At 47.5% G+C, this 24,528-nt stretch carries 28 protein-coding genes and 1 pseudogene; 8 read left to right on the forward strand and 21 right to left on the reverse strand.

Features of this window, described 5'->3' with window-relative positions:
• Positions 1-154 precede the first annotated feature (154 nt).
• The 4 genes from ON05_RS26040 to sufB are packed head-to-tail and all read right to left on the reverse strand — an operon-like array spanning position 155 to position 5,016.
• Positions 155-1,417, reverse strand: a complete 1,263-nt coding sequence (locus ON05_RS26040) for a SufS family cysteine desulfurase (protein WP_010480915.1) — start codon at positions 1,415-1,417, stop codon at positions 155-157.
• Between the two features lie 18 nt (positions 1,418-1,435).
• Complete coding sequence (sufD, locus tag ON05_RS26045; RefSeq protein ID WP_010480918.1) at positions 1,436-2,740, reverse strand: Fe-S cluster assembly protein SufD; 1,305 nt, start codon at positions 2,738-2,740, stop codon at positions 1,436-1,438.
• Entirely contained in the window at positions 2,740-3,528 is a 789-nt protein-coding gene (sufC, locus tag ON05_RS26050) for a Fe-S cluster assembly ATPase SufC (protein WP_010480921.1), read from the reverse strand. The genes sufD and sufC overlap by 1 nt, the downstream gene beginning before the upstream one ends.
• Positions 3,529-3,579: 51 nt before the next feature.
• Entirely contained in the window at positions 3,580-5,016 is a 1,437-nt protein-coding gene (gene sufB, locus ON05_RS26055; protein ID WP_010480924.1) for a Fe-S cluster assembly protein SufB, read from the reverse strand.
• Between the two features lie 195 nt (positions 5,017-5,211).
• Here sufB and sufR point away from each other — a divergent pair, with 195 nt between their 5' ends.
• A complete protein-coding gene (gene sufR / locus ON05_RS26060) occupies positions 5,212-5,859 on the forward strand; it encodes an iron-sulfur cluster biosynthesis transcriptional regulator SufR (protein WP_010480926.1) in 648 nt (215 codons plus the stop codon).
• A gap of 396 nt (positions 5,860-6,255) precedes the next feature.
• Here sufR and ON05_RS26065 read toward each other — a convergent pair whose 3' ends face one another.
• The 7 genes from ON05_RS26065 to ON05_RS26095 all read right to left on the reverse strand — a co-directional run bounded on the left by ON05_RS26065 (position 6,256) and on the right by ON05_RS26095 (position 11,333).
• Positions 6,256-6,978: a bifunctional 2-polyprenyl-6-hydroxyphenol methylase/3-demethylubiquinol 3-O-methyltransferase UbiG gene (locus ON05_RS26065; RefSeq protein WP_010480928.1), complete on the reverse strand. Its 723-nt coding sequence runs from the start codon at positions 6,976-6,978 to the stop codon at positions 6,256-6,258.
• A gap of 367 nt (positions 6,979-7,345) precedes the next feature.
• Positions 7,346-7,927, reverse strand: a complete 582-nt coding sequence (locus ON05_RS26070) for a TetR/AcrR family transcriptional regulator (RefSeq protein ID WP_010480929.1) — start codon at positions 7,925-7,927, stop codon at positions 7,346-7,348.
• A 92-nt stretch (positions 7,928-8,019) separates the two neighbouring features.
• Positions 8,020-8,652 carry a glutathione S-transferase N-terminal domain-containing protein gene (locus ON05_RS26075; RefSeq protein ID WP_010480931.1) on the reverse strand — a complete coding sequence of 211 codons (633 nt, stop codon included), beginning with the start codon at positions 8,650-8,652 and terminating at the stop codon, positions 8,020-8,022.
• A gap of 55 nt (positions 8,653-8,707) precedes the next feature.
• The gene (locus tag ON05_RS26080) at positions 8,708-9,673 is read right to left on the reverse strand and encodes a pyridoxamine 5'-phosphate oxidase family protein (protein WP_010480933.1); all 966 of its coding nucleotides are present in this window, start codon (positions 9,671-9,673) and stop codon (positions 8,708-8,710) included.
• 34 nt (positions 9,674-9,707) lie between these two features.
• A complete protein-coding gene (locus ON05_RS26085; RefSeq protein WP_010480937.1) occupies positions 9,708-10,115 on the reverse strand; it encodes a VOC family protein in 408 nt (135 codons plus the stop codon).
• A 187-nt stretch (positions 10,116-10,302) separates the two neighbouring features.
• Positions 10,303-10,971, reverse strand: coding sequence for an ImmA/IrrE family metallo-endopeptidase (locus ON05_RS26090; RefSeq protein WP_010480939.1), 669 nt, complete (start codon positions 10,969-10,971; stop codon positions 10,303-10,305).
• Positions 10,972-10,973: 2 nt separating this feature from the next.
• Positions 10,974-11,333 (reverse strand): helix-turn-helix domain-containing protein, encoded by a 360-nt coding sequence (locus ON05_RS26095; protein WP_010480940.1) that lies wholly within the window; start codon positions 11,331-11,333, stop codon positions 10,974-10,976.
• Between the two features lie 296 nt (positions 11,334-11,629).
• Between ON05_RS26095 and ON05_RS26100 the strand changes: the two genes are divergently transcribed.
• Together ON05_RS26100 and ON05_RS26105 are read left to right on the forward strand one after the other, a co-directional pair.
• Complete coding sequence (locus ON05_RS26100) at positions 11,630-11,953, forward strand: hypothetical protein (protein ID WP_010480941.1); 324 nt, start codon at positions 11,630-11,632, stop codon at positions 11,951-11,953.
• Positions 11,954-13,108, forward strand: a complete 1,155-nt coding sequence (locus ON05_RS26105) for a DUF4417 domain-containing protein (protein ID WP_139026188.1) — start codon at positions 11,954-11,956, stop codon at positions 13,106-13,108.
• Between the two features lie 253 nt (positions 13,109-13,361).
• Here ON05_RS26105 and ON05_RS26110 read toward each other — a convergent pair.
• Positions 13,362-13,829 (reverse strand): annotated as a pseudogene (locus tag ON05_RS26110) (DUF3352 domain-containing protein); the annotation flags it as partial.
• A gap of 346 nt (positions 13,830-14,175) precedes the next feature.
• Here ON05_RS26110 and ON05_RS26115 point away from each other — a divergent pair.
• From ON05_RS26115 to ON05_RS26130, 4 genes are read left to right on the forward strand one after another with little or no spacing between them, the layout of a single operon-like run.
• Positions 14,176-14,535, forward strand: a complete 360-nt coding sequence (locus ON05_RS26115) for a hypothetical protein (protein ID WP_262561758.1) — start codon at positions 14,176-14,178, stop codon at positions 14,533-14,535.
• Complete coding sequence (locus ON05_RS26120) at positions 14,427-15,218, forward strand: transposase (RefSeq protein ID WP_262562374.1); 792 nt, start codon at positions 14,427-14,429, stop codon at positions 15,216-15,218. Before ON05_RS26115 ends, ON05_RS26120 begins: the two co-directional genes overlap by 109 nt.
• A 34-nt stretch (positions 15,219-15,252) precedes the next feature.
• The gene (locus ON05_RS26125; RefSeq protein WP_010480604.1) at positions 15,253-15,504 is read left to right on the forward strand and encodes a type II toxin-antitoxin system Phd/YefM family antitoxin; all 252 of its coding nucleotides are present in this window, start codon (positions 15,253-15,255) and stop codon (positions 15,502-15,504) included.
• Positions 15,504-15,932 carry a type II toxin-antitoxin system VapC family toxin gene (locus tag ON05_RS26130; RefSeq protein ID WP_010480602.1) on the forward strand — a complete coding sequence of 143 codons (429 nt, stop codon included), beginning with the start codon at positions 15,504-15,506 and terminating at the stop codon, positions 15,930-15,932. The genes ON05_RS26125 and ON05_RS26130 overlap by 1 nt, the downstream gene beginning before the upstream one ends.
• A gap of 163 nt (positions 15,933-16,095) precedes the next feature.
• Here the strand turns inward: ON05_RS26130 and ON05_RS26135 are convergent, their stop codons facing one another.
• Together ON05_RS26135 and ON05_RS26140 are read right to left on the reverse strand one after the other, a co-directional pair.
• Complete coding sequence (locus ON05_RS26135) at positions 16,096-17,604, reverse strand: AMP-binding protein (protein WP_010480600.1); 1,509 nt, start codon at positions 17,602-17,604, stop codon at positions 16,096-16,098.
• A 4-nt stretch (positions 17,605-17,608) separates the two neighbouring features.
• Positions 17,609-18,424 carry an SDR family NAD(P)-dependent oxidoreductase gene (locus tag ON05_RS26140; RefSeq protein ID WP_010480597.1) on the reverse strand — a complete coding sequence of 272 codons (816 nt, stop codon included), beginning with the start codon at positions 18,422-18,424 and terminating at the stop codon, positions 17,609-17,611.
• A gap of 416 nt (positions 18,425-18,840) precedes the next feature.
• Between ON05_RS26140 and thrC the strand changes: the two genes are divergently transcribed.
• Positions 18,841-20,199 (forward strand): threonine synthase, encoded by a 1,359-nt coding sequence (gene thrC / locus ON05_RS26145; protein ID WP_012161828.1) that lies wholly within the window; start codon positions 18,841-18,843, stop codon positions 20,197-20,199.
• Positions 20,200-20,258: 59 nt separating this feature from the next.
• Here thrC and ON05_RS26150 read toward each other — a convergent pair whose 3' ends face one another.
• The 7 genes from ON05_RS26150 to rplQ all read right to left on the reverse strand — a co-directional run bounded on the left by ON05_RS26150 (position 20,259) and on the right by rplQ (position 24,526).
• Positions 20,259-20,801, reverse strand: a complete 543-nt coding sequence (locus ON05_RS26150) for a L,D-transpeptidase (RefSeq protein WP_010480594.1) — start codon at positions 20,799-20,801, stop codon at positions 20,259-20,261.
• Positions 20,802-20,926: 125 nt separating this feature from the next.
• Positions 20,927-22,018, reverse strand: coding sequence for a peptide chain release factor 1 (gene prfA, locus ON05_RS26155; RefSeq protein WP_010480592.1), 1,092 nt, complete (start codon positions 22,016-22,018; stop codon positions 20,927-20,929).
• A gap of 54 nt (positions 22,019-22,072) precedes the next feature.
• The gene (gene rpmE / locus ON05_RS26160) at positions 22,073-22,330 is read right to left on the reverse strand and encodes a 50S ribosomal protein L31 (protein WP_010480591.1); all 258 of its coding nucleotides are present in this window, start codon (positions 22,328-22,330) and stop codon (positions 22,073-22,075) included.
• Positions 22,331-22,376: 46 nt separating this feature from the next.
• Positions 22,377-22,790 carry a 30S ribosomal protein S9 gene (rpsI, locus tag ON05_RS26165; RefSeq protein ID WP_010480589.1) on the reverse strand — a complete coding sequence of 138 codons (414 nt, stop codon included), beginning with the start codon at positions 22,788-22,790 and terminating at the stop codon, positions 22,377-22,379.
• Entirely contained in the window at positions 22,790-23,245 is a 456-nt protein-coding gene (gene rplM, locus ON05_RS26170) for a 50S ribosomal protein L13 (protein ID WP_010480586.1), read from the reverse strand. Before rplM ends, rpsI begins: the two co-directional genes overlap by 1 nt.
• 32 nt (positions 23,246-23,277) lie before the next feature.
• Entirely contained in the window at positions 23,278-24,156 is an 879-nt protein-coding gene (truA, locus tag ON05_RS26175) for a tRNA pseudouridine(38-40) synthase TruA (RefSeq protein ID WP_010480582.1), read from the reverse strand.
• A 19-nt stretch (positions 24,157-24,175) separates the two neighbouring features.
• Positions 24,176-24,526, reverse strand: a complete 351-nt coding sequence (gene rplQ, locus ON05_RS26180; RefSeq protein ID WP_010480580.1) for a 50S ribosomal protein L17 — start codon at positions 24,524-24,526, stop codon at positions 24,176-24,178.
• Positions 24,527-24,528: the final 2 nt, after the last annotated feature.

The raw sequence follows: 24,528 nt of genomic DNA on the forward strand, positions 1-24,528 counted from the left end.
TTGCACCCGGTAAAACCTACCAGAGTCTCCCCGGCAGAGCCGGGGGCTTACCAATATTTAGTTAATCCTATTCAGCAAACCCTGCTGACCCGGAGGAACTTTGATTTGCTAAATCTGAACGAGGGCAACCATAAACGCTACAGCTCACTTGCACTTATCCAAAGATACTGCCGAAAAACTCTACAGCTTCTTTAAGTGAGTTGATAAACGTATCTATTTCTTCGCGAGTATTGTAAAAATAGAGACTTGCTCTGGCCGTAGACGACACCTTCAGATGCCGATGCAACGGCTGAGTACAGTGATGTCCAGCCCGAATAGCTACACCTGCTTGATCCAGAATCGTCGACAAATCATGGGGATGTACATCCCCTGCCGTAAAGGAAGCCAATGCCGCTCGACCTGTCCCGTCTGCATGAGGCTGAGGACCATAAACCTGCACCTCAGAAATCTCCCGCAGCCGCTTAAACAGATAAGCCGTTAACTCCGCTTCATAGGCATGAATCTTGTCCATACCAATTTGGCTCAAGTAATCAACCGCTGCCCCTAGGCCCACTGCCTCACCGATGGCAGGGGTGCCCGCTTCAAACTTATGGGGTAAATCCGCATAAGTGGCATGGTCTAGGAATACATCGGCAATCATTTCACCGCCGCCTAAGAACGGAGGCATACTGCGGAGCAAATCCAGCTTGCCGTAGAGAAAGCCAATGCCTGTGGGGGCGCACATTTTATGGCCAGAAGCCACCAGCCAATCGCAGTCCATCTTCTGGACATCGATGGGCATATGGGGGACGCTTTGGCAGGCGTCGATCAGCACTTTGGCATTGTATTGGTGTGCGATCGCAACAATCTCTTCCACCGGATTCACACAGCCCAAAGTATTGGAGACATGCACCACCCCCACTAGTTTGGTGCGGTCATTTACCAGAGTTTTGAACTGCTCTAAATCAAAGGCTTGATTCTCATCCAGCTCCACAAACTTGAGCACCGCTCCAGTTTTCTGAGCCACCCACTGCCAGGGAATCAAATTACTGTGATGCTCCATCACCGTCAGGATGACTTCATCCCCAGCCTTGAGATTATTCATTCCCCAGCTATAGGCCACCAGGTTAATCCCTTCACTGGCATTGCGGGTATAGACAATCTCCTGCCGAGACGCCGCATTGACAAAGGCAGCCACCTTGTCTCGTGCCCCCTCATAGGCATCCGTGGCCCGACTGCTGAGGGTATGGACCCCGCGGTGTACATTGGCATTATCCCGCTCGTAATAATCCTGCAGTGCCGCCAAGACAGAGGTCGGTTTCTGAGAGGTCGCCGCACTATCCAAATAGACCAAGGGACTCTCCTGAATTTGCTGATGCAAAATGGGAAAGTCAGGACGGACCTGAAGGGCTAGGGACTTTTCTTGGATGGCAATCATAGGTGCAGAATCACGAATCTAACGTATTTGGGACAACACAGCGTTCAGCAAAGTCTGGCGCTGTTCAGCAATGGGCAATTGATCAATAATTTCCGCCGCAAACCCTTCCACCAGCAAATCGCAAGCGCTATTGCGGTCTAACCCCCGGCTCTGTAGATAAAAGACTTCTTCATCGTCCAGCTGACTAACTGTGGCTCCGTGGGCGCACTTAACGTCATCGGCAATAATTTCTAGCTGCGGTTTGGTGTCCACCCGCGCCTTGGCCGACAGCAACAAATTGCGGCTGAGCTGGCTGGCATTAGTCTGTTGAGCCAGTTTGGGCACAAACACTCGGCCATTAAACACCGCCCGGGCAAGATTATCGACGATGCACTTATGCAACTGCTGAGCTGTACAGTGGGGACTTGTAAAGGATAGATCAGAATGGGTGTCGGCCACCTGCTGATCCACCGCTAAGGTCAATCCATTGAGAGTAGTATCCGTCTGTTCCGCTGTAGGCACCACCACGGGGTTATGGCGAGACATCTGTCCCCCTAGGCTGAGGCTAGTTAATGCATAGCGACTATCGCGATCCTGAGACACCGCCGTTGTACCGATATGAAAAGCTGTTTTTGCCTCTCGCTGAATCCGATAGTGGTGAAGCTGCGCATTTTGCCCCAGGCTCACTTCCGTCACCGCATTCGTAAAGTAGGACGCTGTTTTGACCGCCGTATATTCTTCTATTAAAGTGGCTGCGCTATTGGCTTCAGCTACCACCAGCCCCCGAGGCGAGGTGACGATCGGTGTATCCCCTGTGGTCAAATACAGCAGATGGATGGGCGCTTCAATCACCTGATTTTTAGCAATGCGTAATACGGCAACATCGGCAAAGCTAGCGGTATTGAGAGCCGTAAAGACTTCCGTCATGCCCGGTTGCTGACCCAGCTCAGGTAGATTGCCTGCATCGGCTAAGGTACTGACGCTTAATCCAGCAGGTAAGTTGTCGATCTCAGATAAATCAGGAGCAAACCAGCCATTCACAAACACCAGCCGTACCGGGGCTTCTGCCAAGATAAAGGGGGCAATCTCTTCTAGGGAGAGCGACGCAGCAGTAGGAGCAGTAAAAGCAGTTTTGTACAGACCCGATAGATCTGTAAATCGCCAGTCCTCATCCCGGTTACTGGGCAGGCCTCGCTCTTGAATGATGCTGAGGGCACTTGCTCGCACTTTTTCTAGTCCCTTCGGGTTGGGCCGCTGAGCGAGAAGATGGGTCAAATAGGCTTGCCGATCCTGGGCTGCCGCGGAAAGGGTTGCGACGGCTTCGGGGTTTACTTCTACGGTCATTAGACTGCCACCTCAGCCACATCTTCTGCTTTCACCCAGTCGTAGCCTTTGGCTTCCAACTCTTGGGCCAGTTCCTTACCACCCGTGGTCAAAATTTTGCCCTCGGCCATCACATGCACAAAGTCAGGAACAATATAGTCCAGCAAGCGCTGATAATGGGTAATCATTAAGGTGGCGTTTTCAGGTTTAGCCAGTTGGTTAACGCCATTGGCGACAATCTTCAGGGCATCAATATCTAGGCCAGAATCCGTTTCATCCAGGATCGCCAAAGTCGGTTCTAGGAGGGCCATCTGCAAAATTTCGTTGCGCTTCTTTTCACCACCAGAGAAGCCTTCATTGACACTGCGATCCAGGAAGGCCGGGTCCATTTTGACCACGTCTAAGCGCTCCCGCACCAAATCATCAAAATCAAAGGCATCTAGCTCTTCTAGACCTTCATGCTGACGCTTGGAATTAAAGGACACCCGCAGGAAGTCCAGATTACTCACCCCAGGAATTTCTAAGGGATATTGAAAGGCGAGAAATACACCGGAGCGGGACCGTTCTTCTGGTTCTAGTTCCAGTAGATTCTGCCCTTTGTAAATGACCTCGCCGCCAGTGACCGTATAGGCGGGATGCCCGGCCAATACCTTTGAGAAGGTACTTTTTCCCGATCCATTCGGACCCATAATGGCATGGATTTCTCCCGCCTTAATTTCCAGATTTAACCCCTTCAGAATCGGAGTTCCATCCACATCGGCCGTCAAATTACGGACCGACAGAATCACGTCGCTATTGTCAATAATCACGCCTGAACCTCTAACTGCGTCTAACGTCTAGTACTGCTTAGGTGGGAAACCTTATCCCACACTTCCTTCTAGCTTCAGGCTTAAGAGCCGATCGGCTTCCACGGCAAATTCCATCGGCAGTTGATTAAACACATCCTGACAGAAGCCGCTAATCATCATCGATACCGCATCTTCTACGGAAATTCCCCGCTGGGCAAAGTAGAAGAGTTGGTCTTCTCCAATCTTGGAGGTGGAGGCTTCATGCTCCACTTTTGTATTGTTGTTTTGCACCTGGATGTAGGGAAAAGTATTGGCCTCGGCATCACTGCCAATCAGCATGGAATCACACTGGGAGTAATTGCGGGAGCCATCGGCCTTCGGCCCCATCCGCACCAAACCGCGATAGCTATTTTGAGAGCGACCTGCAGAAATGCCCTTGGAAATAATCGTGCTGCGGGTATTTTTGCCCACATGGATCATTTTGGTGCCCGTATCGGCCTGCTGTTTATTGTTAGTCAGGGCTACAGAGTAAAACTCACCCACTGAGTTGTCACCCACCAACACACAGCTGGGATATTTCCAGGTAATTGCTGACCCCGTCTCTACCTGGGTCCAGGAAATCTTGGAGTTCTTACCCGCGCATAGGCCCCGTTTGGTCACAAAGTTATAGATACCGCCTTTGCCGTTCTCGTCACCTGCATACCAGTTCTGGACTGTGGAGTATTTGATATCGGCGTCATCCAAGGCCACCAGCTCTACCACCGCTGCGTGGAGCTGATTGGTATCGAACATGGGTGCGGTACAACCTTCTAAATAGCTGACCTGGCTGCCTTCTTCAGCAATAATCAGGGTGCGCTCAAACTGTCCCGCCCCTTCGGTATTAATGCGGAAATAAGTGGACAGTTCCATGGGGCATTTCACACCCTTAGGAATGTACACAAAAGAGCCATCACTAAAGACTGCCGAGTTGAGGGCAGAGAAGAAATTGTCGTTAATGGGTACTACGCTTCCCAAATATTTCTCCACCAAATCGGGAAAATCCTTGAGGGCTTCAGAAATGGAGCAGAAGATCACCCCTTCTTTGGCTAGCTGCTCTCTAAAGGTGGTGGCCACAGAGACGCTATCAAAGACCGCATCTACAGCCACATTACTGAGTCGCTTTTGCTCTGATAAGGGAATGCCAAGTTTATCGAAGGTTTCTAGCAGCGCCGGATCCACATCATCCAAACTCTTTTTCTTTTCCTGCTCTTTAGGAGCAGAGTAGTAGGTGATGTCTTGGTAATCGATGGCCGGATAGTTGACGTGGGGCCAAGTGGGCTCCTTCATTTTTAGCCATTGGCGATAGGCCTTGAGCCGAAACTCCAGCATAAAAGCCGGTTCTTCCTTTTTGGCAGAGATCAAGCGAATCACATCTTCGCTCAGTCCCTTGGGAATAGTTTCAACTTCAATATCCGTGACAAAGCCGTATTTGTAGGGTTGATTAACCAGATTCTCAACGGATGCGGTCATGGGGTGTGTTCTCTCAGAGCAAGTGGCGCGCGTGTATAATCATAAAACAACATTTTTGTTGTTCAACACCATCATAGAGTACTTTAGCAACATTTATGTTGTCAAAGTCGAGAGAAATTGTTGTAATAGGTTAAACCGCTTCTTGGGATTGGCCCTTCAAAAACCAATGTTGATTGCTGCTTGGACATCTCAATTGTGAACACCGCCTCTTCCACAAAACAAGATATCCTTCAGCATTTGCTCAAGCAGGGGCAAGCCAATACCCATGAACTAGCAGAGCAGCTACAGGTGACGCCCCAAGCCATTCGCCGTCATCTCAAAGACCTAGAATCAGAAGGACTTATTCTATTTGAGAGCGTCCATGCAGGTACTGGACGCCCCAAACATATGTATCAGTTGAGTCGAGCGGGGCGCGATCGCTTCCCAGATCACCACGATACCTTTGCGATCGATTTACTCGATACCCTCTCAGAAACCGTTGGTAAAGACCAAATGCGGGTGATTCTCCGCAAACAGTGGGAGCGCAAAGCCCTGGAATATCAACAAAAATTAGGCCCTGGTACCTTAGCAGAACGGGTAGCCAAGCTAGTGAAGCTGCGGGAAGCCGAGGGTTATATGGCTGAATACTACCCGATTCCCGAAGATGCTGACCCTATGAAAGCGACGCGGTTTATCCTCACGGAATATAATTGCGCGATTTCTCAGGTGGCTGAGACCTTTCCAAGCGTGTGTGACAATGAGCTGGAAATGTTTGCCATTGCCCTGAAAGACTGCCAGGTGGAACGCACCCACTGGCTAGTTAACGGTGAGCATCGCTGTGGGTATTTGATTGAAGCAGATTAGTGCCAGGTTGCCCTTAATTGCACCTAAAATTTGTTTTCACACTATTAAAATCACTAATGTCTTCAACCGCGAAGTAAGGGTAATGCCCGTGCAGAGAAGATCCATTGTAATATTTGACGATCCAAGCGCTTCTGGGGTCGGGCAGTCACACAACCGAATTATGCCCGCGTTGATCTTCAAGCAAGTAACTCTTCAAGGCGTTTATGTTTACGTGAAGGAACATGGTTTCAAAATATACAAGCCCTTCTCAACGAGTCATTACTGAAAAGTGCAGTCATAAAATTCCTGCAACTGTAAGACTGTCCATCGACCAACCTCACTATCCATAGAGACAGACCTACAGATCGGCATGATTAACTCATTTTTCCAAAAAAACGATCCTGGGAAAAAACACAGTTAAACATTAACCAGATTTGTGGCCCTATAGTTAGCGGTCTGGGTATAAGCAACAAACGACTTATTTAACCCCAGATACTTCTCTTGATAGATATTAGACTCAGGGAAAAGATTTTGAAATTCATTCTGAGACAATAGACGAATACTACTTACTTCATCTACAGCAGCTTGATAGTCCTCAATGGGATTTGTGCGCCAACCCATCGCAAAATTATGGGCAAGCCATGCTCGCATTGAAACCGGCAGAAATTGAAATAGTGGAAAAGCAAAATGAGGTTCAATCGGGAAGAATTTATTGGGAGTTTGAATAAAGTATCGCTTTCCTAAGCGCTTAACTTCCTGTGCCATACGGTGTTGATCATCATAATCTCCAACATGTTCGATGGTGGAATTGGAGAAAACAATATCGAATTGTTGGTCAGCAAACTGAGATAAGTCCCTAGCATCACCCGTTACTGATTGAATATTGGTTGATGAAATATTGTGTTTCTCAATATTAACTAAAGTGATAAACAGATCATCCTTGATATCGAACTCAGAGAACATCATTTCCCAAAATCCTGGCCTACCACCTATATCAAGGACTTGAATGGGGCGATCAAGTCCCTCAATCATATCCATGAAAATCTGGAATCTTTGGCGACGCAGCTTATTCGCTACCGAGATTTCATTTTTATTATCTACGAATGTTTTATAGAACATGTCATACCCTTGCACAGGCATAAGCAGCATCTCTAAATTGGTCTACATGTGAGTTTTATACCTAATATTTCGGAAGACTCACATATGGATTACAAGAATACTGCAGATACTTATGGCGAAAATTTTCTCGACCATTCTATGCCATCACTGACTATTTATTCGTATTTTTCGCAACATCTGAGGTATTAAAAATGTAATATAAATCACATTATTGATTTGAATTTATTTTACTACCTTAAAAAATTAATACTGGGAAATAATTATTCGTTAGCTATTCATTGCTTCACTAAATTCTAGGCGGATTTTTTCTAGTCTTATCAATAAATACAAATCTTGCTTCTTTTTCACTAACTCATTAATCGCCTTGACAGATGACTTGAAATATCAATTAGCTCCCATCACTATTCAGCAATAGAGTCGCTGCACTTTTAGCTTCAGCGGCTGCTTGGGGACGATCTTGCATCATGGCAATCACGATGGCACCTTGGACGAGCAACAACAGCTGCCGAGCAACAGGTTCGGCGGGTTCCAGACCTTCTGCCTTCACTAAATCAAAAATATATTGATAGACCGCGAGTTGATGGTCTAAAGCCGCTTGGCAACCAGGATGATGGGGATTTGCTAGTTCAACTGTGGCATTAATAAAGGCACAGCCCCGGAAATTGGGGCTTTCAAACCATTCTTGCAAGACATCAAACAAGCTCAAGAGTCGCTGTTTGGGGTCAGCACTGTGTTCTTCAACACGAGTGACAAACCAGTCTCGCCATTGCTGATCTCGCTGACGCAGAAATGCTTCGATTAAGGCATCTTTGGACTTGAAATGGTTGTAGAGAGACATCTTCGCCACACCAGATTCAGCAATAATCCGGTCGATGCCAACATTCTGAATACCCTCACGGTAAAACAGTTCGCAAGCAGTATCTAGGATGCGCTCACGAACAGGTTTCCGAGGTGTTTTTGACACGGACATAGATGAGTAGGAAAGTGTAGTCGGCTTCAGCTTATCATTTGGTTAACAGAACAGCGTTTGTGGGTTCTTTGGAGGAAGGGTTTTCAAATAGATCACTGAGCCAAATCGCTCTTAAACTCAGGGGTTAAGATGGCCATTCCGGTTTGCACTGCTGGTCTTTGCCCCACTCGCTGTAGCCAAGCTTGAACATGGGGAAAGAGGTCTAAACTGAGTCCCACATACTCATAGGCAGCCACCCAGGGATAGGTAGCAATATCTGCAATGGAATAATCGCCAGCAATAAAGTCCCTCTCCTGTAATTGTCGATCTAGAACCTTCACTAGGCGTAACGCTTCTTGTTCATAGCGGTTAATCGCATATTCAATCGACTCTGGAGCGGATCGGCGAAAATGCCCCAGTTGGCCAAACATCGGGCCGACGCCTGCCATTTGGAACATCAGCCATGCCATCACTTGAGCCCGACTCGCAGCATCAGTGGGTAATAATTTTCCAGTTTTTTCCGCCAGGTAAATGAGGATGGCACCGGACTCAAAAACGGTCACACCTGTATCTTCATCTTTGATGGCTGGAATTTTACTATTGGGATTGAGGGCCACAAATTCGGGACTAAACTGTTCTCCCTTTCCCAAGTCAACTTTGTGTAGGGTGTAGGGCAGCCCTAGCTCTTCCAAGAGAATGGCGGGCTTGCGTCCATTGGGGGTTGTATACGTGTAGAGGTGGATCATGGTAGGCGCTAGGTTATGGGTGGGGGTTGATCGAGAGTCATCGCTGTTCAGGCTGCTAGACCGTCTTTGGCCAGCTACCTGTCTTTTGCAAGAAGGGAGAATACTCTTGAAAGTCAGCCTGAAAAGGTAAGGCTGATTGAAGTAAGAAGCCTGCTTCCAGTTTGATTTGAATCAGTCGTTCTGCGCCTGCAAAAGACTGCAGATCGTCGCCGTCCCAAATCACGTCGGCCTTGCCCGTCAAGGTCAGCAAATCCCCCGTTTGAAAGTTGGGGAACAGGAGTCCGACCCGTGGATCGAGGATCAGGTTACCGATGGTATTGAAAGCCAGATTGCCAGCAAAATCTGGGAAGGTCAGGGTTTGGGCATCATCCACCCGGATAAACCCAGGCTTACCGCCTCGATGGGAGACATCGACACCATGGGCTAGGTTAGATGTGCTATCGGCATAGCGAGTGGCAATAAAGAAGGTATCAGCCGATTCAACGACCGCTTGAAGATCTGAATCCAAGGCGTCAACAGCCGTCAATGCCGCCGGGTTCGCTTGTTCAGGTATAAACTGCACGTCGCGGGTCTGAATATATTGGGGACAGTTGCCAAAGGTTTGTTTTACCTCCACAACAAATCCTGCAGGGGTGATCTGCTGGATCACCCCATTCATCCGATTGCGGCGTCGGGTGGGGAGTTCGATCCCTAACAGCCCCACATCAGCGCCGACCTTTAGGTTCTGCTGAAGCGGATCCCCTGCGATGGGTTGAGTTTGAATGCTCAGGGTTTGCGGATCTGGGGAGGAGATAAAACCGGGCTGTCCAGCCACAATTGAGGCCCAAGGACATCCCTTCTGATCAACGCTACCCACGAGAAGGAACGGCAGCTGCGGATAAAAGGTCCGATGCTGTTCTGGCAGGAAGTCACGGATAATGCGACGCCCTTGTTTTTCCATGCGATCGCGAATCCCATACCGTTCTTGAACCGCCTGTTCTCCCGCATGAAAGGGAGATGTTTCTCTTGTCCAACCTGACATAGGGATGACCTCTTCAATTCACTCTAAAAACCCATTAACCCGCCGCAATAAATTCCATCCGAATGCCGCCAGGGATGTAGCACATCATGTGGTGCATAGGAGAACCGCCTAGGGACTCGGGGGCAAACTCAATTTCAACACCTGGGGTCTGAATCAGGGTTTGGTGCAATTCATTTAAGACAGTCAGGCTTTCCATCTTGAGGGCAAAGTGATGCAAGCCAATCACATTTTTGCGATCAAAAGGGGTGGCCTGTTCTGGATTCATGGCTTGCCACAGAGTAATCATAATCGTGCCGTCGGAAACAAATACAGCAGGGTAATCCGGTTTTTCACCGACTTGCTTGAAGCCTAGGGTGTCAATAAAGAAGGCCCGAGCCTGTTGGAGATCGGGAACGGTTAATCCGATGTGGTGAGCACCTTGAGTTGCTGCGGAGTTAGTCATGATGGATTTCCTTAAATTTCAATGAGAGGGATGCCGATACGTATAGAAGATGCTGCTAATGACATATAGTATTGCTTTCGTTAATCTATTTATACAGACAGGTCTGTCTATTGTCAAGACAAAAGATGCCACACACCTCCCAAAATGATCATTACCACGGGATGAATGGGTTAAAAATCTACTTATTTCAAAATAAATGAGATTGCTTTATGGGGCTTTTGTCAGATTTCTGGAAAAGAGTATTATCAATCCAATCTAGATCTTTTAAACGATGAATAAGGTTCGAGATAGTCACTCCCATCTCATCTTTCATTCCATAAAGATCCTTCAATGAATTTAAATTATACTTTGAGCGAATCTTCTCCAAAACATATCGAGGCATAAGTAAGCAGCTAGAGAAGTATTGGGCTTGCCATTCACGCCAATCTCCATTCTCATCTAAGCTTCTACATAGAAAAGATTCTTCAATTTGTGTAATTCCTGAAAAATTTAGTTCTTGTTGCTTAGCATTTCCTTCAACTTCGTCAATATTGATATGAAGGATCCAATGGCCAATTTCATGCCCAATTGTAGATTCACGAAATCCATTTTGCCCTGGATCAGACATACTTTCTAAATCTTGGTTTATGATAATAAGCTTCTTAGTCGGAAATATCATAGCGGCAACCACTCCTTCAGAATCAGAAGGAATGCTTTCAAAATCAAAATCTAATCCTAGATACTCAGCAACATCCATAGTATCTAAAGGCCAAGTTAAAGAAGAATCTCGAGAACTCTCAATTTTCTTAATAACTTCATTCGCCTTAAACTCAATTTCTGACTTACTTAGGAATGTATAAGGCTTTATGATGCTCATTGCTAATCTATTGAATTAGATTTTCCAATTTTCCGAATAAAACTATTGGCAAAATTAGGATTTTCTTTCATTTTCCTGAATAAAATACAAGCTTCTTCAGGATTATTCTTTACCAGATCCTCGATCATCTTTGCATCACTTTGTGTAATTCGGCCAGCTAGATATATTAATTTATCTTGATCTAACTCTAAAGTTTTGGCAATCTGCCTAATAAGTTCTTCAGAAGGAGGATGATCAGCTCGATCATTTTCAAGCTTCGATAGGTATGCAAAGTTAATACCCAGCAATGGAGCTAACTGGCGCAAAGTATAGCCACGTTCCTTACGTCTTTCTCTAATTTGACTGCCAAAGCTGTGTGCCACGTTTACCTCTTTTCCAAAAATATTAGCTTTTAAATATTTCTATAGGGGGCCGAAAGAAAGCTTTTAATGCAGTCAGTGACTACATTAAAAGCTTTCACCGTTTTGTTCAAGGATTGAGATTACTCGGTGTGTTGAATAACCATAATACCCAGCATGTTGCCATCTGAAGGCAACATGCGTTAGGATGCCCGTGTTGCCATCTGAAGGCAACAATATATCTACTATATATAGCGTTTAATTTGCTCAAAAACAAAAAAATACACTTTATGTAGAATAATAAAGGATCATTAAGCATAATGGGCAGTAGAACAACTAGACCGCAAAAGGGACAAGCAGATCGTGCTTATTCAAGTGGTGTGGCCATAGATAGTATTACCTCCACTAGCTTTGGAGAAGGTAGAGATGACGGAATTGAAATTCCTTTAGTCAACGTCAATAAAATTGTTTTGAGTGAAACACAAATTGGTGAATGTGTTGTTCTGAAAAGATTTGAAGCGAATACTCCTTTTGGGCGACTTGGAGATATCCCTCACAATTACCAAAAGCTAGTTAAAGAAAGAGATTTTAAAAACGGTGTAGTTTCAAACATCAACATCCCAGCTGTATACTTTCATGGATAAATGAGTAACTTCAACAGTTTCTATCAGCCTACTATTTGGGAATCAAAATGTTCTATCTGTGAAATTTATGATTCATGTGGAGGTTCGAATAGTGCTCCATGCGGATGTATCAAGACTGGAGATGATCGTTACCATTGCTCTAAATGCACTATTTTATGTAAAGAAAGGTGTTCAAGCATAGATAAAAGAGATATTTTTTCTGCGCATGTACGTGATGTCTTAAAGCTGAATGATTTATGTATTAAACAAGATTTTAATGGCACGAAATATTTCCCATTATTTATACCAACACAAACCCGTCAACTCCCCGAAAACGTATGTCTTTCATGGGCAGGTGTCAGCATAACTGATCTAGTTAACAAGAGAAGAAAGCCTCCTGTTAGTACCAAAAAATATCTAAATTCAGATTCTAGTTTTCGTAAAAATTTAAGGATAAATGAACAAAGCAATCTAATAGTTATAATGAATAGTCAAGATGATTTATTAGAGCATTTTTGGGCTTCAGATAGAAATGATTTTTACAATTCAATTACTAATAGAATCTTTGCTGCTTCCGGCCCTACTTTTTCTATTTATAAAGAAACGAAGAATAAGGAAAGAGAGCCTGATTCGCATAAAGTCTTAATGAATATGCGTCAGAATCAAGTTCTTCAAGAAATGAATAACAAAGGGATAAATGCTATACCTAATATTTATTGGCGGAACAAAAAAGATCGTATGCTTTGGGCCGAATGGTTAAATAAAAACACTTCAGTCTGGGCAATATCACGTGATTTTTCTTCAACAAGATCGAGGGATGGAGTTGATTATAAAAATGGGCTTAATTACTTAATAGACATTGTTCGCGCAGTGAATAGGAGAATGCATATATTTGTAAATGGTATAAGTTATAAAAAAGCTGCTTCAGTCATAGAGAAATTTGCAGAAATAGGATGTACATGTTCTTGCATAACTTCAAACCCTATTATTTTAGGTAGAAAAGGTATAAAACTAGAATACCGAGGATCTGACATTCCTGATACTTCTCATCAAGGTAGAGAGATTTTAGCTAAAGACATAGCTTTTAGCAATATTTGCGTAATGCAAGATTATTTAAATAAATTTTCATCATCATTTAGCATATATTCAGATTCACCTATAATTAGTATTATCTAGATAATAGATTTATAATGAGCCCCTTATAGCTAAAATTTAGATAATCTCAATCATTTTTAACACACCTAGATTCTCTTAGTCTTATTGCTGGAAACCTAATAAATCTAACAATATAGAAATATCAACCTTAGTAGTTATTATATAAAAATCAATTACCTGCAAAAAATCTACTTAAAAAGTAAAGGATTATATTTATTTTATTCAACAATTTATTTATCAGATTGCTTGATTTTAACTATTTTTATTTGATTAACTATTTTTTAGACTTTCGAGCTAATAAAAACTCACTGATCAAGGTAGATGAATCGGTTTGGACATTCGTCATGCAAATACCTTGCATAGAGCCCAGAACCGCCTCTACTTCTGGCGTACTAAACTCACTATTCGCCATATCGGGATAACGAAATAAAAGGCGATTCACCTCTTCCTTATTGACGTAGAAATAACCCGAGTTTTGGGGTAAAGATTTCGTCACAGATTGGAACTTATCGCTCTGATCTAGAGTTTTTTGGGGGCGATTCGCCATAAGTTGAGTAATGGGTTGACCAACGGTCACAAATACCGTGTTGTCATCCAACCACCCCCGCCCAATCATGTTTTGGCCTAGGGGGGGAAATTGCCAATGGGTCACCTGCACGTTACCAATCTTACTATTGGCGATCTTGATCTTATTTTGCTGGACAAAGGTATCCAGTTTGGCAAACGTGGCGGTAGCTTTTTTGCGATCGCATGTCCTATCTCCTACATGAGACTACCTTTATGATTTTCGAGAGATAAGTAAGCAATGCATATAATGTAGGTACATCTCTACATTGGGTGAAGCAGGTGAATACCTGACTGCCTGACAGAAGTATCTCAAAGCCTTTATTTTCATAGTCTTTGAGAAAAGAGTGGAGCGACATGTGAAGCTAGATTTAAGCACAAATCAGCGTTACTCAAATGTCAGGCTCCACCCAAATTTATCGTCAACTGTTCTCCTTTTTACGTCAACACAGCCATTATCGAGATTTGCGTCATCTCATGACCCTGGGATGGATGGTGAGCGCCTTAATCTGCAGTGAACGATTATGCTTATCTGCTTGGGAATCCTATGTCCCCTGCCGAGCAAAAAAGCCCAAAGTGTCGAGCGTCGCTGGCAACGCTTTCTGTGCAATCCGCTCATTGATGTCCACAAACTGTATGTCCCTTTGGTCCTTCTAGCGCTTAAGAACTGGCGAACCCATCGCCTTTACCTAGCGATGGATACCACGGTTTTATGGAATGAATACTGCATGATTCATGTATCCGTTGTCTGCTGTGGCAGAGCAGTACCGTTGTTATGGAAAGTATTAGAGCACAAGAGTGCGGCGGTTGCTTTGAGGAATATCAACCGCTATTGCGTCAGGCCCGTTGGTTATTACGGCAGCATCCAGATGTCATGTTGTTAGCAGATCGTGGGTTCGCGAACCATCAACTGATGAGCTGGTTACAGCAGAGCCGTTGGCATTACTGTCTGCGTATCCCATGTGATGTCCTTCTCCATGGCCCCCGTCAATGTCCAAGAGAAGTCCGTAGGTTATGGCCATCCAAAGGAGAAGCTCTCCTCTACCGTAATGTCGGGCTTTGGGATGATGGCCTCTATCGGTGCAATTTGGTACTGGCGAATATCCGAGGCGTAAAAGAACCATGGGCAGTGATTACAGATGAATCACCCTCGTTACAAACCTTGTGGCAATACGCCTTGAGGTTTCGGGTGGAAGAATTATTCCTCGATAGTAAATCTGGTGTGTTTGAGCTTGAAGAGTCGAAAATTCGCTGTGCTGATGCTCTGGAGAGGCTGTACCTGATTGCTGCTGTGGCACTGCTATACAGCACGGCTCAGGGGATGGCTGTTCATATTAAAGGGCTACGCCAACAGGTTGATCCCCATTGGCACAGAGGCATTAGCTATCTCAAGATTGGATTGCGGTGGCTCAAGGGGGTGGTCCATAAAGGACGGGAGTTGTTGATGCCAGTCCCCTTATTCACCAAGGATCCGCAACCGTGTTTTGCCTCTAAAAAAGCTCAAAAGAAACACTACAACAAAATCTGGTTCTCTCGTATCCGCTCTCTACAGTGCAAAGCTTTATGAGCTATGGAATACAAAGATCTGTCAGGCAGTCAGGGTGAATACCTTTTCTAGTCGCGAATTTAATCAAGATGTGAGCAAGGCTAAACGGGCAGCGGAGGATGGACCTGTCTTTATCACGGATCGGGGGACGCTAGCCCATGTGTTGTTAACGGTAGAGCAGTATTACAGCCTTGTGCAATCTGCTGACTCTGTGGCCGATTTGCTGGCAATGCCTGATACTGCTGAAGTTGAGTTTGAGACGGCTCGGAATAAGGATACAACGCTCAGACAAGTGGATCTGGCTTAATGTTTTTGCTCGATACGAATGTTGTATCGGAACTGCGAAAGGTCGGTTCAAAGAATGCTCATCCCCAGGTAGAACTATGGGCCAGGGGGACACCGGGGGAGCAATCCTATATTTCAGTCATCTCAATCTTTGAGATTGAACGGGGAGTGTTGCTGACAGAACGGCGTGATGCTGCGCAGGGAGCACTACTCCGACAGTGGTTTGATCATCATGTGCTCGATAACTATGCAGAGCATATCTTGCCCGTTCATTCCCAAGTCGCGCTGCGTTGCGCGAGGCTCCATGTCCCGGATCCGATGCCTGCTTACGATGCACTGATTGCGGCTACAACACTGGTGCATGGTTTGACGCTGGTAACTCGAAATGTCAGTGACTTTGAGCGGACTGGGGTAGAGATTATTAATCCTTGGGAGTTTGGTCGTGGGTAGAGCCATTCGGCTTGGCACAAGTATTCAGCTTGGTAAACGTGGCGGTCGCTTTTTTGCGATCGCTCGTATCAAACACCAACGCGCCTCCAAAGCCAACGGATTCTAGCTAAAGTCTTCCTGTTTGCCTCAAAGCACTGAACAAATTTGCCGAGAGATAAAACCATCACAAGGCTTTGCGGTTTAACTTACCCAAGGACGTGTAGGGAAGGGCTTGGCGAAACTCAATCACAGCAGGCATTTGATAGCGAGCCACCCGTGGCTTTAGCCATGCTAAGACCGTGGATTGCTCTAAATTCTCAGCAGGCTTGGGGATAATAATCGCTTTCAGTCGCTGACCAAACTCTGGATCAGGAATCCCCAGAACCACTGCTGCCTCAATCCCTGGATGTTGGAGCAGCACATTTTCCAGTTCCAGGGGATAAACATTCTCCCCCCCAGACACAATCATGTCATCCACCCGACCACCCAAAAAGATATTCCCTTCCCCATCTCGATAAGCCAAATCTCCCGTTTCTATCCACCCTTTTCCTCCCGCAGACCAGGCACTGCGGATACAAAGCTGCCCTTTTCCCGAGGGTCCATCCGGCTGAATCTGGACCTGAACCCCGGTAATCGGTTGGCCAATGGACTCTGGCTGCTTTTGCAACAGCTCTGGATCCGCCAAGATACAAAACCCCGCTTCAGACGTGCCGTAGAGGTTAAACAACACTGGCCCGAGCTGCTCTAGGGTGGCTTGGGCCAACGCGGGTCGCAGGGCTGCCCCTCCCGTGAGGATGCGCTGGAGGGAAGACAAAGCCTGGGCATTATGGTTGAGCATCCGCCGCAGCATCAACGGCACCAGGGTAATCACCTCAATGTTGTCTTGGGCAATCAGGTCACAGGCCCGACTAGCATCAAATCGGCGAGTGAAATACTGTTGCGCCCCCAAAGTCACCCCAATTAACAGGGCCGCTAACCCAAAGCCGTGATAAATCGGGGTGGCGATATACACCGTGCGATACCGATCCAAATGAACCTGCGAGAGTAGGGCAATAAAGGGAGGCAGGAAATCAAAAACGGAGGGCTTACGACTGGCGGGTTTCGGTTGCCCCGTCGTGCCTCCCGTCATCACCACCACTTTCCCCGTCTTCACTTTACGCAGCGGTGTGGGGGTGGAGGGAGGCGTCACCGCCATCCGATCCACAGAATTGCTGGAAGGATCATAGGTGGGCATCGCTTTATGGCTTAGGGAAAGGTCATCAACTACCGAAGCAAGTTCTGGATCATAGATGTAGTAGTCAAACTGAATCTGATGTTCCATGGCCCGAATTTGATCTGCACTCATCTCGGGATTGACCAGAAACACATCAGCCCCTAATCGGGAGACGGCAAAAATGGCTTTGATGGCTGCGGCATGGTTCCGAGCTGCGATCGCAACCCTCTGTCGAGGCTGAATTCCACACTCTTTAGACAATCCAACTGCAACCGCCTCTGCCTGTTGCCATAGCCTGGAATAGGTTAATTCTTCCTGGTCATCAATCACAGCAATCCGCTCTGGATGCAGCTTGGCCGCAATCCGCAACAAAGCCATCAAGTTGACTCCCGTCGTCCAGATCGCTTCCAGCAAACGATATAGACCAACAAAGGTTAGCAGACGCGTCCGATGCAGTTTTTTCAGCAGGGAAAAAATCATGGCTCTATCGTCTCCACCTCATCACCCCACTCCAAATCACTTCTCCCGGCCACCGCAGCAAGATAGATGCCAACTCCCCCATCATCAACCACCAAGGGGCAATGATACGAGGGCGGGTAACCATTGCTTTGCAAATCAGTTTAGCCACCTGATCTGGACTCAGCGCCGGCATATTCTGATAGGCTTTCGTCGGCGCAATCATCCGAGTGCGGACCAAAGGCAAATAAATAGATGTGGTCTTGACCCCTTGGGCATTGAGTTCAGGGGCGGCACAGCGAAACCATTGGTCAAAGGCCGTTTTCGAAGCCTGATAGGCCGCCCATTGAGGGGCTGGCAGAAGCAACACATTGATTGCCGAGATATTAATCATATGACCCTGCTGAGCCACCAAGGTGGGGGTCAAGGCCAACATCAACTGAACAGGACCAAAGTAGTTGATATTCATGGTCCGGGTAAAGTCATGGAACCGATCCAGGGAATCAAACAGGGATCGCCGAATCGACTTCCCCGCATTGCTCACCAAAATATCAATGCGATGAGGAAGCTGCTCTAGCAACGCTTCAACTGCGGCGGGCTGTCTCAGATCGCAGGGAAAAATATCTGCCTGCCCACCACGGGCCTTTACCTGAGCTTGAACGGCCAATAGTTTCTCTTCAGTCCGCGCCACTAGGATTAACCGAGTCGTGGGCAAAGCTAGGCGTAAGGCCAAGCATTCTCCGATTCCGTAGCTCGCTCCGGTAATCAGAACCGTTTTTCTTGCCAACAACCGTTCGAGTCTACGCTGATTAACCCTGATACAGGGAAAGAACAATAAATCCATTAGGCCACCCCTCGTTCGCACAAGGGCGCATCTGCCAACGGAAGTCTACTGGATGGAGCTGGGTTAGTTTGAGCTGACCTAGCAAGACATATGGTTGCAGCAGACATAATCTTTAACGCTTTCTCAAGTCACCCACGATACAGGGGCATACTACCTTAAGTCATTGTCCCAGCAGCCATATCAGGGTCACGAATACCCCTACTTAAGAGCAAGTGATCAATGGATTTTCCACAAACTGGCCAATGACCTTCTGCACACTAATCGACGCCAAAGACATTAATTTAAGGGTTTGGCCCTGTCTAATGACCCCATTTTCTAGGGTTGTTGAATTGAACCCACAGAGAAACAGCAGTCCATAGCCTTCCAATACAGCTATAAAATAATCTCAAGTGATGAATCCATCTCCAGGAACCCCCATGTCCCTAGCTCTAGACTCCAAACCCGATACCGATAAACTGACGACTTATTTTCGCTGCATTGCCGGGTGTCCTGGCAAGCACTCCATCTATGACGTGATTTACACCTGTCCCATCTGTGGCAGTTTGCTAGAGGTACATCATGAGCGGGAACCGCTGAAAAAGCGCAATGCCCTCCAATGGCAGCAATTGCTTAGCTCCAGAGCCAGCACCTCCATCTGGCCCTACGGGAGTGGTGTTTGGGGCATGCGGGAGTGGGTGGTTCCATCCCTAGCCGATGAAAACGTCGTCAGCATGTTCGAAGGCAATACCAACTTATTTTGGGCAGAACGCTTAGGCAAACAGCTTGGCGTCCCCGACTTATGGATTAAGCTTTGCGGCAATAGCCATACGGGTAGCTTCAAAGACCTAGGCATGACCGTCTTGGTCAGCGTCGTCAAACAAATGATGGCCCAAGGCAGTTCCGTCAAAGCCGTGGCCTGCGCCAGTACAGGAGACACCAGCGCCGCCCTCGCCGCCTATGCCGCCTATGCGGGCATACCGGCCATTATTTTCTTGCCTGCCGGTAAAGTCAGTACGGCTCAGCTTATTCAGCCCGTCTGCAACGGTGCCCATGTCTTAGCCCTCGACACTGACTTCGATGGCTGCATGAACATTGTCAAAGAGGTCACGCAAGACAATTCAATTTACCTTGCTAACTCGATGAACAGTCTGCGCATCGAAGGGCAAAAAACCGTTGGCATCGAAATTATTCGTCAGTTTAATTGGCAAGTCCCCGACTGGATCATCATTCCTGTGGGCAATTTGGGCAATATCAGTGCCCTCTATAAAGGCTTCAAGTTAATGATGGATCTGGGGCTAATCACTCGAATGCCCAGACTCGTCGCCGCCCAAACGCAGAAAGCCAATCCCTTTTACGAGTCCTTTAAAAACGGATTCAAAGAAAAAATTAGCGTGACGGCCCAAGACACCTTAGCCAACGCCATCCGGATTGGTGATCCGGTCAGTTATGACAAAGCCGTCACTGCGATCACCGAAACAAATGGCATTGTCGAACAGGCCAGCGAAGACGAATTAGCTGCCGCAGCCGCCAAAGCAGATCTAACAGGCATGTTTACCTGTCCCCATACGGGCGTTGCCTTAGCCGTACTCACTAAGCTGATCGAACGGGGCGAGATCAAATCCAGCGATAAAACCGTGGTAATTAGCACCGCCCACGGTTTGAAGTTCACCGACTTCAAAGTGGGCTACCACGAATCAACCCTGGCAGATGTCAACAGTCAGCATGCGAATCCTGCCGTTCACCTGCCCGCCAATGCAGATGCCGTCAAAGCTGAAATCGAAAAACGGCTGGGCTAAAACAGCACAAACCCTGCCTATAGAGGGCAGGGTTAATGTTCAGAAGATTAATTGTCTCGTTAGCGAATCACCTTTACAGGCGTCCCCACAGCGACGAGTTCATACATTTCTTCAATATCCTCGTCATACATACGGACGCAGCCATGAGAGGCAGAGCGACCCACGGAATCGCGATTGGGCGTACCGTGAAAGCCAATCCAGTTATTACCATCGGTCCAGAATCCCATCCACCGGCGACCGAGGGGATTTTCTGGATCACCCCCTGGAATCACATAGCCCTTAAAAGGATGAAGCCAGGGTGGATTGCGGTATTTTGTTTTAACTTCAAAATCTCCTGCTGGGGTTGCCCAACCGGCTCGTCCGATCGCAACGGGATACGACTTAACGGCTTGGTCATGCTGATACACCGTCACCCGCCGCTTGGACAAATTTAGTTCCAACCGCATCGGGTCAACAGCGGGAGGTAAATGATCCGTCACATTGTCGAGGCCCGGCAACGGCGGTGCGATCGCAATTTCTTCTACAGCTCGTACCGGCTGGCCCAGGGCTAAAGCACCTGCCACCACGCTCAGGGCAATCAGTTTTATCGAAGAATGACGCATGATCTAGATCGATTATCTTCAGCAAGCCAAGTTTTAGAATGGCTATTCTATTCTAGCGAATAGAAAAAGACCGATTCTGTTCCCAACCTTTAGATTTCCCCAAAGGAATGGCGCATCGAGCAGGCTTAAACCGCTGCTGCCAGGTCTGCTAGCTGAGCCTGCTGATCTTGAGCGATACAGGTTTCTAAAATCAGCTCAATATCCCCTACCAATACCTTTTCTAGGGGAAAGTTTTGGTTAAGACGATGATCCGTGGCGCGATTATCTTTGTAATTATAGGTGCGTATTTTCTCAGATCTGGCCCCCGTTCCCACCTGGGATCGACGCATAGAGGTCACTGATGCTTGCTGCTCTTGCAGTTCCATTTCATAGAGCTTGGCTCGCAGAATTTGCATGGCCCGCTCTTTGTTTTGCAGTTGTGATCGCTCTTCCGTACAGAAGATCCGAATCCCCGTCGGTTTGTGGACCAAATCAACCGCCGTCTCCACCTTGTTCACATTTTGTCCACCCGCACCACCAGACCGGGCCGTGGACATTTCAATATCTTTGGGGTCAATCTCAATCTCAACGTCATCCACTTCTGGCATGACGGCCACCGTCGCCGTGGACGTATGGACCCGACCCGAGGCCTCCGTTGCCGGCACCCGCTGCACCCGATGCACACCCGCCTCATATTTAAGCTTGCTATAGACCCGCTCGCCCTGGATTTCGAGGATGGCTTCCTTAAAGCCCCCCATCTCTCCACCGGACTCACTCAGCAGCTTCACCCGCCACTTTTGGCTTTCCGCATACTTAGAGTAAATGCGAACTAAATCTCCAGCCCAAATACTGGCCTCATCACCACCAGCCCCAGCTCTGATCTCCAACATAATGTTTTTCTCATCGTTGGGATCGCGAGGCAGCAGCAGGACTTTCAGCTTCGTTTCTAGCCCTTCCAGCTTTTCACCCAGCTCGGCCGCTTCCATCGCCGCCATCTCTTTTAGCTCTGGATCTTCATCACCATCTTTGGCCATCTGTTGAGCATCGGCTAACTCCTGTTGAGTGACTTTCCAATCCTCAAACGTATTGACCGTCTCTTCTAAAGACGCTCTTGCCTTTGCAACTTCCTGAAATTCAGTCGGATTCGTCGCCACCTCCGGGTCACCGAGGCGACGAGTCAACTCATGGAACGTTTGCTCAACGGATTTCAGCTTTTCAAGCAGATAGGCTTCGGCCATGGATCGGTACTAGGGGAAAGGACAAGAAGACAAGGTAGCTTAGATTTAGCTGTCCTACTTCTCGTCTTTCTTTTTAGCGTTACCTTTACCGCCTGCGCCTTGGCTTTCGCTCATACCGTATTTACGCATAAAGCGTTCCACCCGACCTTCGGTGTCAATAATCTTCTGAGTGCCCGTAAAGAAGGGGTGATTCCCAGACCAAACATCAACATGAAGCTCTTCTTGGGTTGAGCCTACGGTCATCACGACTTCTCCATCGCAATAGACTTTGGCTTCGGGGTACCACTTGGGATGAATATCAGGTTTTGCCATCGGTATCTCTCTAAATCTAAATATCTATATCGGGTGATCCAGCCCATTAACGCTTGGAGTATTGAGGGGCCTTACGAGCCTTCCGTAAGCCATACTTCTTCCGCTCTTTTGCTCTTGGATCGCGGGTTAAATAGCCTTCTAGCTTCAAGGGCTTCCGGTTCTCAGGATCGAGTTCACACAAAGCTCGAGCAACGCCCAACTTAATGGCATCTGCTTGCCCGGTCAAACCACCACCCCGTGCATTCACCAGCACATCGTAATCGTTCTCTAGTCCTAAGGATTCTAGAGGTGCCTTAGCATTGGCAACATAGCTGGGGTTAAACTGCAAGTACAAATCCCCAGGCTTACCGTTAATGGTCATCACACCACTGCCGGGAACCAGTCTGACCCGAACAATAGAGGATTTACGGCGGCCTGTGCCTCGGTAAGCGACGGCGTTAGATTGATCAGTGGCTTGCATTATGATTTAGCTCCTGGAATGGTCTGAATAGATAGAACTTCGGGTTTTTGAGCCGCATGGGGATGATCAGGACCCGCATACACTTTGAGACTTCTGAACAACTGACGGCCTAGGGCATTTTTGGGCAACATCCCTTTCACAGCTTTCTCGATAATGCGCTCGGGAATCCGCTCTTGTAGATGGTTAAACGTTTCAGTCTTCATTCCACCAGGGCGACCCGAATGGCGGCGATAGAGCTTTTGTTCGCCCTTATTGCCGGTGACGGTCACTTTTTCAGCGTTGATGACAATCACAAAGTCACCGGTATTCATAAAGGGGGTGTAAGTGGGCTTATTCTTGCCCCGCAGAATCATTGCAATCTGGGTTGCCAGACGCCCTAGTCGCTGATTTTCGGCATCAACGACGTACCACTTCTTGTCAGCGGTCGATACGGTGGGTAAGTAGGTTTTTTCCATGAGAGTTATCTATTTCAAAACAGGAAGAGGGGTTAGGACGCTGGATTCCAGCAATATTCAGAGGGCACACTCGACATCATCAGATGGGGAAAGGTATCAAACCAAACATCAGGGGAAAAGGGAAAGTCAGGATATCCTACCCGCAACAGGCAGAGACCCTTGGCTGGGGCAGAATATTTCACCTGATCCCGCCGCTCCGCTTGCCACAGCTCCGTAAAGCTATCGGGAGAGCGTAATCCCCGTCCCACCTGAACCAATAAGCCGACGAGCAGACGCATCATCCCGTACAGGAAACCGCTCGCCTGGACTTCAATCTGAATCAAAGGGCTACTGTCTTTCGCTTCGACTGTTGGCCGCTGCACACAAGTCGCTTCATGCACGTCTACCCAGGAGTGGGGACGACTGGAGCCAGCCCGGTGAAAGGCAGCCAGGTGATGACGACCAATCAGCGGGTCAAGAGCCGCCTGCATTCGCTGCACATCTAAGGGCTGATAATAATAATGCCAGCTATAGGGGCGCAAAAACAGATTGGGGCAAGGATCAGTATACAAAGTGTACCGATATCGTCGCCAGGTTGCAGAAAAGCGAGCATGCCAGTCCGAAGGGACTAAGGCTGATCCACGAATCAAAATATCCTGGGGCAACCGAGCATTGAGAACACTTGCCCACCGATGGGCTGGAATCGGAGACTCTACATCAAAATGGGCCACTTGGGCCGCTGCATGGACGCCCGAATCTGTCCTGCCTGCACCATGAAGGGTGACCGGATGCTGAACAATTTCCGCTAAGGTATCCTCGATATCCGCCTGCACACTCCGATGCTGAGGTTGCCGCTGCCAGCCATGAAAATGAGTGCCCAGGTACTGAATAACCAGGGCAACTCGTTGGGATGTTGGGGATGGCAATGGCATGACCGAGGCGGTTTAGTCCTTAAGTGAGTTCGATAATCGCCATTTCAGCATTATCACCGCGCCGACGGATCGTGCGAATGATGCGGGTGTAGCCACCGTTGCGATCGCCATAGCGGTCTGCCACCTGGTCAAACAGGGCATGAACCAACTGCTTGTCATAGATGTATCCCAAAGCCTGACGACGAGAGGCCAATGACCCATCCTTAGCTAAGGTGATCATTTTTTCAACTTGAGACCGTACGGCTTTGGCCCGCGCCTTAGTGGTCGTCACTCGACCATGGCGAATCAGCTGAGTAGACAAGGATCTGAGGAGAGCCTTACGCTGGTCGGCAGGTTTGCCTAACTTATGAACTCGACAACGATGACGCATGG

Origin of the sequence: Acaryochloris sp. CCMEE 5410, from assembly GCF_000238775.2 — a bacterium.
Lineage (GTDB): Bacteria > Cyanobacteriota > Cyanobacteriia > Thermosynechococcales > Thermosynechococcaceae > Acaryochloris.